Here is a 14,791-nt window from a genome sequence, read left to right as displayed (position 1 = left end):
GCAGGCGGGCGGCCCGCGAGGCGGGGCGCGGCGGTCTGGTCGCAGCCCCCCGCCCGTGGCAAGAGGCGCGCGACAACGCCGGAGGCCCCAATGCACGACATCCGCCAGATCCGCGAGAACCCCGACGCGTTCGACGCCGCCCTCGCGCGCCGCGGCATCGCGGCGGTCTCGCCCGAGCTGATGGCGCTCGATGCCGCGCGCCGCGCCCACATCGGGGCCGCCGAGGAGGCGCAGGCGGAGCGCAACGCCGCCTCCAAGGAGGTGGGCGCCGCCAAGGCCCGCGGCGACGACGCCGAGTTCGAGCGCCTGCGCGCGCTGGTCGCCGCCAAGAAGGACGAGATCGCCGCCCTCGAGGAGAAGGCCCGCGAGGCCGACGCCGCCCTCGGGCAGCGCCTTCTGGAGCTGCCCAACCTTCCCGACGCCGACGTGCCCGACGGCGCCTCCGAGGACGACAACGTGGAGCTGCGCCGCGACGGCACGCCCCGCGAGATGGACTTCGCGCCGCGCGAGCACTTCGCGATCCCGGGCGTGGTGCCCGGCATGGACTTCGAGACCGCCGCCAAGCTGTCGGGCTCGCGCTTCGTGGTGCTGCGCGGCGCGGTGGCCCGCCTCCACCGCGCGCTGGCCCAGTGGATGCTGGACGTGCACGTGAACGAGAACGGGCTGGAGGAGACGGCGACCCCCGTGCTGGTGCGCGACGACGCCATGCTCGGCACCGACAAGCTGCCGAAGTTCGGCGGCGACAGCTTCCTCACCCGCGAGGGCTACTGGCTGATCCCCACCTCCGAGGTCACGCTCACCTACTCGGTGGCGGGCGAGGTGCTCGACGAGGCCGCCCTGCCCCGCCGCATGACCGCGCACACCTTGTGCTTCCGCTCCGAGGCCGGCTCGGCGGGGCGCGACACGGCCGGAATGCTGCGCCAGCACCAGTTCGAGAAGGTGGAGATGGTCTCGGTCACGCATCCCGACCGGAGCCGCGAGGAGCTGGACCGCATGACCGGGCTGGCAGAGGACCTCCTGCGCCGCCTCGGCCTGCCGTTCCGCACCGTCGTGCTGTGCACCGGCGACATGGGCTTCGGCGCGCGGCGCACCCACGACATCGAGGTCTGGCTGCCGGGCCAGGCGAAGTACCGCGAGATCTCGTCCTGCTCCACCACGGGCGACTTCCAGGCCCGGCGCATGAACGCGCGCTTCCGCCCCGCGGAAGGCGGCCGCCCCCGCTTCGTCCATACCCTCAACGGCTCGGGCCTCGCCGTGGGCCGCTGCCTGATCGCGGTGCTGGAGAACGGCCAGCAGGCGGACGGCTCCGTGGACATCCCCGAAGCGCTCCACCCCTACCTCGGCGGCCGGACCCGGATCGCGGCGGACGGCGCGCTGGTCTGAGGGGCGGCGCCGCTTCCGGTTCTGACACGCCTCCCAGCGCCGAACGCCCGCGACACGCTCCTCTTCGTCTTCGTTTCGGAAATACCTCGGGGGAGCGTCCGCAGGACGCGGGGGCAGAGCCCCCTCCCCGGCGCCGGCCCTTCGCTTGCGCTCCGGGCGTTCGCACCTCGGATCGGTCCACCGGACCGATCCGCCCGGCTTCGCCGGACCGGCGTCTCCCGGTATGCACGGGGGGTGTACGGGGGGTGCACGGGGGGCACCCCCCGATTCCGCGCCCTCGCCTTGCGCGGATCGCCCCGCCCCGCTATCTGCGCCCCCGAGGGGTTGGCGCGGGCAGGCGCCTTGCCAACCTGGTCAGGTCCGGAAGGAAGCAGCCACAGCGAGCCCCGCCTGGGTCGTCGTCCAGCCCCTCACCCCGCCGCGCTTTCGCAAGGCGAAAGCGTCGGCCCGGCCCCACTCCGCACAACACAGTGACAGGGTATCTGGCGCAGCCGGATGTCCCGAGAACGGTCCCCCTCCCCGGACACCTCCGCGTCTCGAACCCCGAGAAAACCCTTCCATCTCAACCCCCTGCCCCCACCCGCTCGCCCCAGCCCCCCCGCGCCCTACGTCACCTCCCCATGAAGGACGGCACCCCCGACCAGGACAAGAAGACCGACTGGGCCGAGAGCCGCACGGACTGGGCCGAGGACCGGACCGTGCTCGCCAACGAGCGCACCTTCGCGGGCTGGATGCGCACCGGCATGGCCTCGGTCGCCCTCGCCCTCGGCCTCAAGGCGGTGTTCAAGGACGCCGAGCCCGACTGGCTCCCCCGCGCCGTGGCCCTCGTGTTCATCGCCATCGCCGTGGGCATCTTCTGGGCCGCCCGCTCTCAGGCCATCAAGGCCCACACCCGCCTCGACACCCACGCCGCCGAGGCCCAGCCGAGCCGGCTCTACACGCTCGCCTCGGTGGCCTTCTCGCTGGCGGCGGTCGCCACCGGCTTCGTGCTCGTCACGCTCTGAGGGGCTTCCGCCCTGCCCGCGCGGCGCCTAAGACATCCCCATGTCCGACACAGAATACCAGGTGCTGGCGCGCAAGTACCGCCCCCAGACCTTCGCCGACCTCGTGGGCCAGGACGCCATGGTGCGGACCTTGCGCAACGCCTTCGAGCGCGGGCGCATCGCCCAGGCCTTCATCCTCACCGGCATCCGCGGCACCGGCAAGACGACCACCGCGCGCATCATCGCCAAGGGCCTGAACTGCGTCGGCCCTGACGGTTCCGGCGGTCCCACCACCGATCCCTGCGGCGTGTGCGAGCCCTGCCGCGCCATCGCCGAGGGCCGCCACGTCGACGTGCTGGAGATGGACGCCGCCTCGCATACGGGCGTGGGCGACATCCGCGAGATTATCGACTCGGTGCGCTACCGGGCCGCCTCGGCGCGCTACAAGATCTACATCATCGACGAGGTGCACATGCTCAGCACCTCGGCCTTTAACGCGCTCCTCAAGACCCTGGAGGAGCCGCCCGAGCACGTGAAGTTCATCTTCGCCACCACCGAGATCCGCAAGGTGCCCGTCACCGTGCTCAGCCGCTGCCAGCGCTTCGATCTGCGTCGCATCGAACCCGAGACCATGATCGCCCATCTGAGCGGCGTGGCCGAGAGGGAGGGCGCCACCGTGGCCGCCGATGCGCTCGCCCTGATCGCGCGTGCGGCGGAAGGATCCGTGCGCGACGCCATGAGCCTCATGGACCAGGCCATCGTGTCGGGCTCGGGCGAGGCCGATGCCGCCTCGGTGCGCGACATGCTGGGGCTGGCCGACCGGGGCCGGGTCATGGACCTGTTCGAGATGGTCATGCGCGGGGACGCGGCGGGGGCCCTTAACGAGCTGTCCGCCCAGTACTCCGAGGGTGCCGACCCGCTCGCGATCCTGCGCGACATGGCCGAGATCGCGCACTGGGTCTCGGTGGTGCAGATCACGCCCGAGGCCGCCGACGACCCCACCGTGGCGCCCGACGAGCGCGCGCGCGGGCAGGCCTTCGCGCAAGCCCTGCCGATGCGCGCGCTGTCTCGCATGTGGCAGATGCTGCTCAAGGCGCTGGAGGAGGTGGCCGCCGCGCCCTCGCCGATGATGGCCGCCGAGATGGCCGTGATCCGCCTGACCCACGTGGCCGACCTGCCCTCGCCCGACGAGCTGATCCGCAAGCTGCGCGACGCGCCGCCCACCGGGGGCGACGCCGCGGCGCCGCGGCCCGCGCCCACGAACGGCGGCGGGGGCGGCGCCACGGCGCGGGTGAGAAGCGGCGGCGGCGGCGCGGCGGCCCATGCGCTCCAGCCCGACCCCGAGGCCGAGGCCTCGCTCGCGCGCTTCGGCACCTTCGCGCAGGTGGTGGAGCTGATCCGCGCCAACCGCGACGCCAAGCTCCTGTTCGACGTGGAGACCGGCGTGCGGCTGGCCCGCTATGCCCCCGGCCGCATCGAGTTCGAGCCCGCGCCCGGCGCGCCCTCGGACCTCGCGGCCCGGCTCGCGGGACGGCTGCAGGGCTGGACCGGCGCGCGCTGGGGGGTCTCTGTGGTCTCCGAGGGCGGCGCGCCCACCGCCGAGGAGGTGCGCGACGCGGCCCGCCTGGAGGCCGAGCGCGCCGCCCTTGACCACCCGCTCACGCAGGCGGCGATGCAGGCCTTTCCGGGCGCCAAGCTGGTCGAGGTCCGCACCCGCGAGGCGATGGAGGCGGATGCCGCGGGCGAGGCGCTGGAGGAGGTCGAAGGGGAGTGGGACCCCTTCGCCGACGAGTAGGCTCGCGGAACTCGGCTTCCTCATCTTGCAGAAAATACCTCGGGGAGCGCGAGGGGCTGGCCCCTCGCCTCCGCACCCCCCACCCCGCACGGGCGCACCGTCCCCCCGTGCAACCGAATCCCGCCCCGCGTCGTTGGCCCGCAGCACGACACGGAAAGGATTTCCCATGCCCGAGAGTTTCGTCGAAGGCCTCGAGAGCCAGACGCAATCGCAGATGATCGACCTGCTCAACGCCCGCCTGGCCGACTCCGTCGACCTGACGCTGGCGGTCAAGCAGGCGCACTGGAACCTGCGCGGCTCCGGCTACATCGGCGTGCACGAGCTGCTCGACCAGGTGGCCGACCGCCTGCGCGAGCAGAGCGACCTGATGGCCGAGCGCGTCGCCATCATGGGCGGCTACGCCGCCGGCACCACCCAGGAGGCGGCGAAGAACACCTCGCTCGCGCCCTACCCAGTCGAGCTGACCGACATCCAAGACCACATCGAGGAGCTGGTGCAGCGCTTCAAGCACCACGGCCGGAACCTGCGCGAGGCGATCGAGTCTGCGGGCGAGGCCGGCGACGACGACGTCGAGGACCTGTTCACGGAAGTGAGCCGCGAGGTCGACAAGGACGCCTGGTTCATCGGCGCCAACCGCGTCCGCGCCTGACGCGCGCCCCACACCGCACGAACGCGCCGCCCCCTTCCCCGGGGGCGGCGTTCTTCGTCCGGGCGTCTTGTTGCTGCGGGGCGCGCTCGCTACCTGTCGCCCACACCCCCACGAGGAGAGGCGCGATGTTCAAGGGATTGGGCGGGCTCGGCGACATGGCCGGCATGATGAAGAAGGCCCAGGAGATGCAGGGCAAGATGGCCGAGTTCCAGGAGGAGCTGGGCGCCATCACCGTGGAGGGCGAGAGCGGCGCGGGCCTCGTGCGCGCCACCGCCACCGCCAAGGGCGAGCTGACCAAGCTCGACATCGACCCCTCGATCTTCGACCCATCGGAGAAGGAGATGGTCGAGGACCTGATCCTCGCCGCCATCAAGGACGCGCAAGCGAAGGCCCAGGCCCGCTCGCAGCAGGAGATGCAGCGGATGGCCGAGAATATGGGCCTGCCGCCGGGCATGAAGCTGCCCTTCGGAGGGTGATTCCCCGCCTCCGAAGCCCTATATCCGCTTGATGGAAGCGCATCGCGACATCGAGCGTCTGATCGACGCAATGGCCCGCCTGCCGGGCTTCGGCCCCCGCTCCGCGCGGCGGGCCGTGCTCCATCTGGTGAAGCGCCGCGACGCGCAGATGCTGCCTCTCGCCCAGCTCATGGACGCGGTGGGGCGGCAGGTGCGCGAGTGCCTGAACTGCGGCAACGTGGCGACCGGCGACGTCTGCGCGATCTGCTCCGCCGAGAAGCGCGCCAACGGCCAGCTCTGCGTGGTCGAGGGCGTGGGCGACCTTTGGGCCATGGAGCGCGCGCAGGTGTTCGGCGGGCGCTACCACGTGCTCGGCGGCACGCTCTCGCCGCTCGACGACGTGGGCCCCGAGGACCTGCGCATCCCGCAGCTGCGCGACCGCGTGGCCGCCGAGGGCGTCGAGGAGGTGATCCTGGCCCTCAACGCCACCGTGGACGGCCAGACCACCGCTCACTACGTGGCGCGCGAGCTGGAGCCCACGGGCGTCGCGATCACCGGGCTGGCGCAGGGCGTGCCGGTGGGCGGAGAGCTCGATTACCTGGACGATGGGACGCTGCGGGCGGCATTGTCCTCGCGGCGGCGCTATTGACCCATTATTCATGGTAAAATGCCGCATTGATGCCGGCAAAGTGCCCTACCGTAAGGCAGCGTCGCCAAACGGGGGCCGCGTCTTGGAACTTCTCTCGGCCTTCATTCTCGGCGGCGTCTGCGGGGCGGGCGCGTTCGCCGCCGGCACCGCTGTCCGTGGGCGCGGCGGTCGCGCCGACGGGCTGCGCCCCGTGCCCCTGCCCGCTGCGGCGGCCGTTCCCGTGCCCGCGGCGGAGCCCCCCGCCGGCGGGCGCCCCGAGGCGCTGGTGCTCGTCGACGTTGACGGGCTGGCGCGGCTGAACGAGGCGGCCGGCCCCGACATCGGCGACCGCCTGCTCGAACGGATCGCCGACGTCTCCCGCCGCACCATGCCCCCCGGCGCGGCGATGGAGCGGCTCGACGGCGGGCGCTTCGTGTTCTGGCTCGCCTCCGGGGGGACGGATGCCGCGATCGACTTCGCCGAGGCGCTGCGCATCCACGTAACCCGCACCTCGGTGGAGGCGAGCGGCACTCGCATCTCGCGGACGGTGTCGGCGGGCGTGGTTCGGCTGTCGGGCGGCGAGGCGCGGGCCCGCGCGCTCATGGCCGCCGAGGCGGCGCTCCGGCGGGCCAAGCGCCTGGGGGGCGACCGGGTGGCGCTCGCCGCTGGGCCGGTCCATCCCAAGGGCCCCACGGTGGACGAGGTGCAGGCGGCGATCCGCTCCGGGCAGCTCGGCTACCACGTGCAGCCGATCTGGGACCTCGCTTCGGGCCGCGCGGTGGGCGTCGAGGCGCTGCTGCGGTGGACGCGGGGCGACGGGCGCACCATGCGCCCGGCCGACTTCCTCCACCGCCTCGACCGCCTCGATGGGGACACCGCGGCGCTGTTCGTGGATCTGGCCGTGGACGCGGCCCGTCCCTTCGTGGAGGCGGGCCGCCCCCTCTTCGTGTCGTTCAACGTCTCCGCCGGCGCGCTGGAGGACGACCAGTCGCAGAGCCGCGCCTGGCTGCGCGCCCTCATGGACCGCCTGCCCACCGACCGCCTGATGCTGGAGCTGCTGGAGAGCGCCGTGGTGACCTGTCCCGACCGCGCCCGCGCGGCGCTGGGGGGCGCGCGGACGCGCGGCACGCGCATCGCCCTCGACGACTTCGGCACCGGGCTGAGCAACCTCGACCGGATGCTGGACCTCGCTCCCGACGTGGTGAAGCTCGACCGCGCCCTGCTGTCCGGTCTGGGCGAATGCCCGCGCGCGGAGGCGATGGTGCGCGGCGTGGCGGGCATGGCGGACGCAATGGGCTTCGTGCTGCTGGCCGAGGGCATCGAGACCCCGATCGACGCCGAACTCGTGCAGGGCCTCGGCGCGCGGTGGGGCCAGGGCTTCCACCTCGGGCGCCCCGCGCCGGTGGCCGAGTGGGCCGCGCGCCTGCGCTAGCGCGCAGGCTCCAAGAGCGCGTCGCCGAGCGTGCAGTCCCGCCGGGCGCGCCCCTCGCAGCTCCGCGGGTCCAGCCCGCGCGTGAGGCACAGGCGCACCTCGCGGATGCGCCCCTCGCGGCACAGCACCGTCACGCCGTCGGCGGGAAAGTCCGGGTTGGCCTCGAGGAACGCCTCCTCGACGACCGCCGCGGGCAGCGTCACCGCCCGCTCCAGGGCCTCGAGCACCGCGGGCCGCTCGACCCGGGCATGGGCCTCGCGGGCGAGGCGGTAGTACTCGTCGGCCGACAGCCCCGTGCAGGTGCCGTGCTTGCGCCACTGATGCCAAGCCAGTCCGCTCGAGCCGTAGAGGTCCGCCTCCTCTGCCGTGCGCGCGCGGGACGGCGCGCGCTCGGCGGTGGGGCAGTAGGCCGGCCAGCCGCCGCCGTCCTGCGGCCAGAGCCCGTGCAGCGTGAACCCGCGCCCCGTGCCCGCGTCGCACTCCGCCGCGCCGCGGGCGTCGCCCTCCAGCGCGCACCATGCGGGCGTCCAGCTCAAGGCCAGCACGTAGTGGTCGAACGCGCCCGGCCGCTCGCCGTCGGCCCGCGCGGCGCCGCCCAGAGCCAGCAGCGCCAGGAGCGCCAGGAGCGCCGTTCCCCAGCGTCCGAATGGGGTCTTTTCCCGCATGGTCGTCTTCCCTATACAGCGCCCCAAGTTCCCCGACAGCGAGAACCCGCGGAGATGGCTCCGCCGCCGGCGGCGCCGGCGATCGGGGAAGTCATCGCAGGAGGCGAACGCATGAACAAACCGCTCCACGCCAAGGCCACCGCCGTGTGGCTGGTCGAGAACACCACGCTCACCTTCAAGCAGATCGGCGACTTCTGCGGGCTCCACGAGCTGGAGGTCCAGGGCATCGCCGACGGCGACGTGGCCGTGGGCGTGCGCGGCTTCGACCCCGTCGCCAACAGCCAGCTCGACCGCGCGAGCATCGAGGCCTCCGAGAAGGACCCGACGCGGCCCCTGAAGCTGAAGTTCAACCCTGCCTCGGTGGGCGAGGAGAAGCGCCGAGGCCCCCGCTACACCCCGCTGTCAAAGCGCCAGGACCGCCCCGCCGCGATCCTGTGGCTGGTGAAGTTCCACCCCGAGCTGGCCGACGCGCAGATCTCGAAGCTGGTGGGCACCACGAAGCCCACGATCCAGTCGATCCGCGAGCGCACGCACTGGAACATCCAGAACCTGCAGCCCGTCGATCCCGTGGCCCTCGGGCTTTGCAAGCAGTCCGAGCTGGACGCCGCCGTGCAAAAGGCCGCCGCGAAGAAGGCCGCCGAGGGCGCGGTGATGTCGGACGACGAGCGCCGCAAGCTGGTGTCCACCGAGCAGTCGCTGGAGATGGACACCGAGCCGCGCATCCCCTCGGCGATCTCGGGGCTGGAGACGTTCACGCTCTCGGGCGACGACGAGGACGAGGCGGCGCGGCGCAAGCGCGATGGCCTGTCCGCCGACACCCTGTTCAACCTGCCCGAGGGCGAGGACGACGACGACAAGGCCTGAGACCACTCAGCCCGCGCCGCCGCACCCCTCGATCTCCACGGCGCCGCGCGGGCCGATCACCGTCAGCCGCACCGCGCCGCGGTCCACCGCGAGCGCCGCGCCCTCCCTCGCCTCGACCGGGGCCGCGGCATGGAGCGTGGCGCCCTCGCGGCGCACCGCGGCGTCGCCGACCCACAGGCCCGGGGCGTCCAGCTCGATCACCACCGCCTCGCGGGGGCCCATCGCGGGGGCGCGGATCTCGGCCTCGATCGCCACGCCGCGCCCGTGCGGGCGCACCCGGCACTGGGCCGAGCCCTCGCGCCGCGGCGCCCGCGCCAGCGCCGCCTCGATCCGCCCGTCGCGCGCGCCCGCCGCGGGCAGCGCCGCGTCGATCCGCACCGAGGCGGGCACGCAGATGTCAGCGCAGACCCCGAGGTCGACGCGGCCCCGCAGGCGGACAGGGGCGCCCGCGTCGCGCGGGCGCACCACCAGCGGCAGCACGAAGCCCTCGTCGTAGCCCACCGACCGCCCGCCCGGCCCGGCGAACACCTTCGGCGCGGGCCAGCGCGGCGCGATCCCCGCCAGGTTCTCGGCGCCGCGCCAGTCGAAGGCCGGCGAGATGCCGAGCGAGCCGGCGCTGCGCCAGTAGGTCTTCCAACCGGGGCGCAGGTGGAAGCGCAGCCCCGCCACGTGCGTGCCCCCCGCCTCGCGCCAGCCGGGCAGCACCTCGATGCGCAGCACCTCGGAGACGTCGCCGAACGCCTGCGCGCGCGCTGTGGCGGCCCCGCCCAGGGCGAGCGCGGCGGCGAGGAGGAGCGGGGCTAGGGGGATTCGGATCGGCATGGGGCTTGCCTACGCGCCGTGCGAAGCGGTGGGAAATCACGTCCCCTCCATCACATCAACGCCCCGGCGGCGGATCCACGCCCATGGGGGGAAATCCCTTTCCCTTCCGATACATGAACCTTGCTTCAGCGCGGCCGCCCCCTTAGCGTTCCGCCATGGCACCCGAACTGGAACCCGCCGGTTTCACCGGCACGTTGCTGGCCGCCATGCCCGCGCTGCAGGGCGCGGACTTCCGCGGCACGGTGGTGCTGGTCTGCGCCCATTCCGCGGAAGGTGCGATGGGGCTGGTGCTGAACCGGCCAGGCCGCGTCGTGGTGGCGGACGGGGCGGAGGGCGACCTGCCCGCCCTCGTGCGGCGGCTGGCGGCGCGCGGCCCCGTCCACGTGGGCGGCCCGGTCGAGACGCGGCGTCCCTTCGTGCTCCACGATCCCGCCTGGCGGCCTGGCGGATCGACGCTCCACGTCGACGACGGCCACGCGCTCAGCGCCTCCGCCGAGGCGCTGGAGGCGGTCGCTTCGGGCGAGGCGCCGGGGGACGTGCTCGTGGCGCTGGGCTACGCCGGCTGGGGCGCGGGACAGCTCGAGGCCGAGGTGCTCGCCAACGTCTGGCTCACGGTGCCCGCCGATCCGGCGATCACCTTCCACGGGGACGCGGACGCGAAGTGGCGCCTCGCCGCCGGCTCGCTCGGGGTCGCGGCGGGCGGCCTGTCGGCGCAGGCGGGCCGGGCCTAGGCGCGCGGAGCCGCCGCCCGGCGCAGACGGTCGTTCACGGCGCGCCCCAGTCCCCGCTCCGGCACCGGCGCGACCTCGATCCGTGACGCCCCCCGCGCCCCGGCCAGCGCGTCGGCCCGGTGCAGCACGTCGAAGAGCGACGCCGCCGCCTCGGCCACGTCGCCCGCGGGCGAGAGCGACAGGTCGCCCCGCGCCGCCCCGAACCCGATCCGCACCGCATCCGGCGCGAAGGTTGCCACGTCCATCGCGAGGGGTCGCGCGGGCGCGTAATGCGAGGCGAGCTGCCCCGGCGCCGCCACCCGCCCCGGCGTCACGTCGCGGGGCAGCGGGCGGCCCAGCAGCGCCTCGATCCGCTCGGCCGCGAGCCCCCCCTCGCGCAGGAGCGTCGGGGGGTCGGCGCGCAGGATCGTGGACTCCAGCCCCACCGCGCAGGCGCCCCCGTCGAGCACCGCGTCGACCCGGTCCCCGAGGCCCGCCACGACGTGCTCCGCCCGCGTCGGCGAGAGCCGCCCCGACGGGTTGGCCGACGGCGCCGCCACCGGCACCCCCGCCGCCCGCAGCACCGCCTGCGCCGGGGCAGCGGCGGGTACGCGCACGGCCACGGTGTCCAGCCCGGCCAGCACCAGCGAGGCGAGCCCGTGCCCCTCGGCGAGGGGAAGCACCAGCGTCAGGGGGCCGGGCCAGAACGCCTCCGCCAGCCGCTCGGCCACGGCGTCCAGCCGGGCGATGCGCCGGGCGGCGGCCAAGTCCGCCACGTGGACGATCAGCGGGTTGAAGGCGGGCCGGCCCTTGGCTTCGTAGATGCGCGCCACGGCGCGCCCGTCGCGGGCATCAGCACCGAGGCCGTAGACCGTCTCGGTGGGGAACGCGACCAGCCCGCCGCGCGCGATCAGCCGGCCCGCGAGCGCGGCGTCGCGGATCGTGCCGTGACGCGGTGTTCCGGTTGCCGCCATGGGTGCGCCCGCCCTACCTTCCGCGCAGCCGCATAGCGCCGCCCGCGCGCCCGCGCCAGAGTGAGGTCCCCGATGCCCTACCGTGCTCCCGTCTCCGACATCCGCTTCTGCCTCGACCACGTGGTCGGCTTCGACCGCGTCGCCGCCACCGAGACCTTCGCCGAGGCCACCCCCGAGACCGTCGACGCCATCCTCACCGAGGCCGGGCGCCTGTGCGAGGAGGTGCTCGCCCCCCTGAACCGCGAGGGCGACCTCCACCCCGCACGGCTGGAGAACGGCGTGGTGCGCACCTCGCCGGGCTACGCCGAGGGCTTCCGCGCCATCGCCGAGGGCGGCTGGATCGGCATGTCGGCCCCGGAGGACTTCGGGGGCATGGGGCTGCCCATCACCCTCGCCACCGCCGTCAACGAGATGCTCTCCTCGGCCTGCCTGGCCCTCCAGCTCAACCCGCTCATGAGTCAGGGCCAGATCGAGGCGCTGGAGGCCCACGCCTCCGCGGAGATCCAGGAACTTTACATCCCCAAGCTCATCTCGGGCGAGTGGACCGGCACCATGAACCTCACCGAGCCGCAGGCCGGCTCCGACGTGGGCGCGCTGAAGACGCGCGCCGAGCCGCAGGGCGACGGCAGCTACAAGGTCACCGGCCAGAAGATCTACATCTCCTGGGGCGATCACGACATGGCCGAGAACGTCTGCCACCTCGTGCTCGCGCGCCTGCCGGATGCCGCCGAGGGCACCAAGGGGATCAGCCTCTTCATGGTGCCGAAGCGCATCCCGAACGAGGACGGCACGCCGGGGCCGGCCAACGACCTCCACGTGGTCTCGCTGGAGCACAAGCTCGGCCTCCACGGCTCGCCCACCGCCGTGATGCAGTACGACGGCGCGCGCGGCTGGCTGGTGGGCGAGCCGCACCGGGGCATGGCCGCCATGTTCACGATGATGAACAACGCCCGCCTCGGCGTGGGCGTGCAAGGATTGGGCGTGGCCGAGCGGGCGCTGCAGCACGCGGTCGCCTACGCGCTGGAGCGGCGGCAGGGTCGCTCCCACGTCGAGGACGGCTCGATCCTGGAGCACGCCGACGTGCGCCGCGCGGTCCTGACCATGAAGTCCGAGACCTTCGCCGCCCGCGCCCTCTGCCTCGACTGCGCGGTCGCGCTCGACATGGGCCGGGCCACGGGGGACGCGGAGTGGCGCGCCCGCGGCGCCTTCCTCACCCCGATCGCCAAGGCCTTCGGCACCGACACCGGCATCAAGGTCGCCGGCGACGGCATCCAGGTCCACGGCGGCATGGGCTTCGTGGAGGAGACCGGCGCCGCCCAGTTCCTGCGCGACGTGCGCGTGACGGCGATCTACGAGGGCACCAACGGCATCCAGGCCATGGACCTCGTAGGCCGCAAGCTCGCCGACGGCGGCGCGGCGGCCTTCGCCCTGCTGGACGAGGTGGCCGAGGCCGACCACGAGGGGCTGCGCGCTGCCTCTGCCGAGCTGCGGACGCTCACCGAGTGGATGCTGGCGCAGGACATGCAGGACCGCTTCGCCGGCTCGGTCGCCTACCTCGCCGCGTTCGCCCGCGTGCTGGGGGCGCACTATCACCTGCGCGCCGCCGCGGCCGACGCCTCGCGCGCCGGCATCGCGCGCTTCGCCGCCGGGCGGATGCTGCCCGAGGCCTTGGCGGAGATGGCGAAGGCGCGGACCGGGGCCGAGGAGCTCTACGCGATCTCCACGGAGGAGATCGCGGCTTGAAGCATGGGGGGCCAGCCCCCCATACCCCCCGAGATATTTCCAGCCAGAGGAAGGGGAGCGTTGTCTCCCCGGAGGAGCCGTCAATGAACGTCCCCATCCCCGACGGCTACGCCGGCCTGCGCTTCCCTTGGGAGTCGCCGCCTGCCGAGGGCGAGGCGACCGAGGTGGCCGAGGGCATGCTCTGGGCGCGCCTGCCGCTGCCGATGGCCCTCGACCACGTCAACGTCTACTTCCTGCGCGAGACGGACGGCTGGACGATGGTCGACACCGGCTTCGCCTCGCGCCGCACCCGGGCGATCCTGGACCGCCTGCGCGCGGGCCCCTTGGGCGGCCGGCCCATCGTGCGGGTGCTGGCGACCCACCACCACCCCGACCACGTCGGGCTGGCGGGCGACCTCCAGCGCGATGGTGCGGAGCTGATGATGACGCGCACCGCCTGGCTCATGGCCCGGATGCTGCAACTCGACGCCCAGCCCGTTCCGCCGCCCGAGACGGTCGCCTTCTGCCGTCGCTACGGCATGGACCCGGACGTCCTGGCGCGCCGGAGCGCGGAGCGGCCCTTCAACTTCGCGGACTGCGTGGCGCCCATGCCCGTGGGCTACCGCCGCATCCGCGAGGGCGAGCGGCTGGAGATCGGCGGGCGGCTCTGGGACGTGCACCGCGGCGACGGCCACGCCCCCGAGCACGCCGTGCTCTACGAGGCGGACGGCGACCTCGTGCTCGGCGGCGACCAGCTCCTGCCGGGCATCTCGCCCAACCTCGGCCTCTACCCCACCGAGCCCGACGCCGACCCCGTGGGCGACTGGCTCGACGCCTGCCGCCGCCTCGCCCCCCTCGCGCGCGAGGACCATCTCGTCCTGCCCGGCCACAAGCTGCCCTTCCGCGGCCTGCCTAAGCGCATGGCCTCGCTGGAGCGCAATCACACCTCGGCCCTGGACCGGCTCCACGCCCACCTCTACGAGCCGCGCACCGGGGGCGAGTGCTTCGCGCCCCTGTTCAAACGCCCCATCGACGAGGGCACCTACGGGCTGGCGTTCTTCGAGACCGCGGCGCACCTGAACCACCTCTGGCGCGCGGGCCGCGCCACGCGCCGCGAGCGGGGCGACGGGGTGTGGCTGTGGCAGGCGGCCGCCGCTTGACGGCGCCCCCCGCCGCGCCAACCTCCACCGCCATGGACAGCACCCCCAGCACCACCGCCGAGGCCATGGAGGCCCACGCCCTGAACCGCGCCGTTGACGCCGAGGGACGCGACACCGCGCCGCCGGTGCCCGCGCCCTCGAAGCGCCCCGTCTCGCCGGCCGAGTGGGCCTGCAAGCGGCTCGTGCTCTACATCAAGGCCTTCGAGGAGCGTCTCGACGCCGAGCACGAGGCGGCGATGGGCTTCGCGGGCGGCCCCGGCGGGGCGCAAGGATTGCTGCGGATCGAGGGAGTCGGCTTCTCCGCGCCCGACCTCGTGACCTTCTCGGGCCGCGACGGGACCGGCGTGCCCTCGACGCTAGTGCAGCACGTGAGCCAGCTCAACGTGGTCATGCGCGCCGTGCCGCGCCCGCCCGAGAACTCCGAGGCCCGGCGCATCGGCTTCCGTCTCGCCCGCGCGCTGGAGGCCGAGGAGGTCGCCGAGGAGGAAGCGGTCGGGGACCGCGACGCCGAGTCCGCGTGACAGCCCCCGCCCGCCGCGCTAGAGGGGC

General features: G+C 74.0%; 15 protein-coding genes and 1 other RNA gene. 13 read left to right on the top strand and 3 right to left on the bottom strand.

The features are described 5' to 3' along the window. Positions 1-90: 90 nt before the first annotated feature. From serS to K3554_RS06850, 8 genes are all read left to right on the top strand, one after another. Positions 91-1,383, top strand: coding sequence for a serine--tRNA ligase (serS, locus tag K3554_RS06885; RefSeq protein WP_259945276.1), 1,293 nt, complete (start codon positions 91-93; stop codon positions 1,381-1,383). 317 nt (positions 1,384-1,700) lie between these two features. Beyond that, positions 1,701-1,799: signal recognition particle sRNA small type (gene ffs / locus K3554_RS06880), an RNA gene on the top strand. Between the two features lie 204 nt (positions 1,800-2,003). Next, on the top strand, positions 2,004-2,387 hold the full coding sequence (locus tag K3554_RS06875) for a YidH family protein (RefSeq protein WP_259945273.1): 384 nt from the start codon (positions 2,004-2,006) through the stop codon (positions 2,385-2,387). A 40-nt stretch (positions 2,388-2,427) separates the two neighbouring features. Further along, complete coding sequence (locus K3554_RS06870; RefSeq protein ID WP_259945271.1) at positions 2,428-4,161, top strand: DNA polymerase III subunit gamma/tau; 1,734 nt, start codon at positions 2,428-2,430, stop codon at positions 4,159-4,161. Between the two features lie 166 nt (positions 4,162-4,327). Next, a complete protein-coding gene (gene dps / locus K3554_RS06865) occupies positions 4,328-4,810 on the top strand; it encodes a DNA starvation/stationary phase protection protein Dps (protein WP_259945269.1) in 483 nt (160 codons plus the stop codon). 125 nt (positions 4,811-4,935) lie between these two features. After that, positions 4,936-5,286 (top strand): YbaB/EbfC family nucleoid-associated protein, encoded by a 351-nt coding sequence (locus K3554_RS06860; RefSeq protein ID WP_259945267.1) that lies wholly within the window; start codon positions 4,936-4,938, stop codon positions 5,284-5,286. Positions 5,287-5,314: 28 nt separating this feature from the next. Beyond that, positions 5,315-5,914: a recombination mediator RecR gene (recR, locus tag K3554_RS06855; RefSeq protein WP_259945264.1), complete on the top strand. Its 600-nt coding sequence runs from the start codon at positions 5,315-5,317 to the stop codon at positions 5,912-5,914. Positions 5,915-5,996: 82 nt separating this feature from the next. Then, complete coding sequence (locus K3554_RS06850; RefSeq protein ID WP_259945260.1) at positions 5,997-7,325, top strand: bifunctional diguanylate cyclase/phosphodiesterase; 1,329 nt, start codon at positions 5,997-5,999, stop codon at positions 7,323-7,325. Here K3554_RS06850 and K3554_RS06845 read toward each other — a convergent pair. Beyond that, complete coding sequence (locus K3554_RS06845) at positions 7,322-7,990, bottom strand: ribonuclease T2 (RefSeq protein ID WP_259945257.1); 669 nt, start codon at positions 7,988-7,990, stop codon at positions 7,322-7,324. The two genes, K3554_RS06850 and K3554_RS06845, sit on opposite strands and share 4 nt — an antisense overlap. 111 nt (positions 7,991-8,101) lie before the next feature. Between K3554_RS06845 and K3554_RS06840 the strand changes: the two genes are divergently transcribed. Beyond that, positions 8,102-8,854, top strand: coding sequence for a DUF1013 domain-containing protein (locus tag K3554_RS06840; RefSeq protein WP_259945255.1), 753 nt, complete (start codon positions 8,102-8,104; stop codon positions 8,852-8,854). Between the two features lie 6 nt (positions 8,855-8,860). Here K3554_RS06840 and K3554_RS06835 read toward each other — a convergent pair whose 3' ends face one another. Then, positions 8,861-9,676: a protein-disulfide reductase DsbD domain-containing protein gene (locus K3554_RS06835; protein ID WP_259945252.1), complete on the bottom strand. Its 816-nt coding sequence runs from the start codon at positions 9,674-9,676 to the stop codon at positions 8,861-8,863. Positions 9,677-9,831: 155 nt separating this feature from the next. Here K3554_RS06835 and K3554_RS06830 point away from each other — a divergent pair, with 155 nt between their 5' ends. Further along, the gene (locus tag K3554_RS06830; protein ID WP_259945249.1) at positions 9,832-10,407 is read left to right on the top strand and encodes a YqgE/AlgH family protein; all 576 of its coding nucleotides are present in this window, start codon (positions 9,832-9,834) and stop codon (positions 10,405-10,407) included. On the opposite strand, the gene K3554_RS06825 is transcribed toward K3554_RS06830, so the two are convergent. Continuing rightward, entirely contained in the window at positions 10,404-11,360 is a 957-nt protein-coding gene (locus K3554_RS06825; protein ID WP_259945246.1) for an L-threonylcarbamoyladenylate synthase, read from the bottom strand. The two genes, K3554_RS06830 and K3554_RS06825, sit on opposite strands and share 4 nt — an antisense overlap. Positions 11,361-11,432: 72 nt before the next feature. Here K3554_RS06825 and K3554_RS06820 point away from each other — a divergent pair, with 72 nt between their 5' ends. The 3 genes from K3554_RS06820 to K3554_RS06810 all read left to right on the top strand — a co-directional run bounded on the left by K3554_RS06820 (position 11,433) and on the right by K3554_RS06810 (position 14,763). Beyond that, a complete protein-coding gene (locus tag K3554_RS06820) occupies positions 11,433-13,103 on the top strand; it encodes an acyl-CoA dehydrogenase (protein ID WP_259945243.1) in 1,671 nt (556 codons plus the stop codon). Positions 13,104-13,186: 83 nt separating this feature from the next. Then, a complete protein-coding gene (locus K3554_RS06815; RefSeq protein ID WP_259945240.1) occupies positions 13,187-14,242 on the top strand; it encodes an MBL fold metallo-hydrolase in 1,056 nt (351 codons plus the stop codon). A 32-nt stretch (positions 14,243-14,274) separates the two neighbouring features. After that, on the top strand, positions 14,275-14,763 hold the full coding sequence (locus K3554_RS06810; protein ID WP_259945239.1) for a DUF6173 family protein: 489 nt from the start codon (positions 14,275-14,277) through the stop codon (positions 14,761-14,763). Positions 14,764-14,791 lie beyond the last annotated feature (28 nt).

It is taken from the genome of Jannaschia sp. W003, from assembly GCF_025144335.1.
Lineage (GTDB): Bacteria > Pseudomonadota > Alphaproteobacteria > Rhodobacterales > Rhodobacteraceae > Jannaschia.
Note: the sequence above shows the minus strand (reverse complement) of the source record. Positions and strands in the feature narration are given on the sequence as shown.

Excerpts from the sequence above, each read along its gene's own strand:
- serS (WP_259945276.1), top strand. The coding sequence starts at position 91 with ATGCACGACATCCGCCAGATCCGCGAGAACCCCGACGCGTTCGACGCC.
- K3554_RS06875 (WP_259945273.1), top strand. The coding sequence starts at position 2,004 with ATGAAGGACGGCACCCCCGACCAGGACAAGAAGACCGACTGGGCCGAG.
- K3554_RS06870 (WP_259945271.1), top strand. The coding sequence starts at position 2,428 with ATGTCCGACACAGAATACCAGGTGCTGGCGCGCAAGTACCGCCCCCAG.
- dps (WP_259945269.1), top strand. The coding sequence starts at position 4,328 with ATGCCCGAGAGTTTCGTCGAAGGCCTCGAGAGCCAGACGCAATCGCAG.
- K3554_RS06860 (WP_259945267.1), top strand. The coding sequence starts at position 4,936 with ATGTTCAAGGGATTGGGCGGGCTCGGCGACATGGCCGGCATGATGAAG.
- K3554_RS06845 (WP_259945257.1), bottom strand. The coding sequence starts at position 7,990 with ATGCGGGAAAAGACCCCATTCGGACGCTGGGGAACGGCGCTCCTGGCG.
- K3554_RS06840 (WP_259945255.1), top strand. The coding sequence starts at position 8,102 with ATGAACAAACCGCTCCACGCCAAGGCCACCGCCGTGTGGCTGGTCGAG.
- K3554_RS06835 (WP_259945252.1), bottom strand. The coding sequence starts at position 9,676 with ATGCCGATCCGAATCCCCCTAGCCCCGCTCCTCCTCGCCGCCGCGCTC.
- K3554_RS06830 (WP_259945249.1), top strand. The coding sequence starts at position 9,832 with ATGGCACCCGAACTGGAACCCGCCGGTTTCACCGGCACGTTGCTGGCC.
- K3554_RS06825 (WP_259945246.1), bottom strand. The coding sequence starts at position 11,360 with ATGGCGGCAACCGGAACACCGCGTCACGGCACGATCCGCGACGCCGCG.
- K3554_RS06820 (WP_259945243.1), top strand. The coding sequence starts at position 11,433 with ATGCCCTACCGTGCTCCCGTCTCCGACATCCGCTTCTGCCTCGACCAC.
- K3554_RS06815 (WP_259945240.1), top strand. The coding sequence starts at position 13,187 with ATGAACGTCCCCATCCCCGACGGCTACGCCGGCCTGCGCTTCCCTTGG.
- K3554_RS06810 (WP_259945239.1), top strand. The coding sequence starts at position 14,275 with ATGGACAGCACCCCCAGCACCACCGCCGAGGCCATGGAGGCCCACGCC.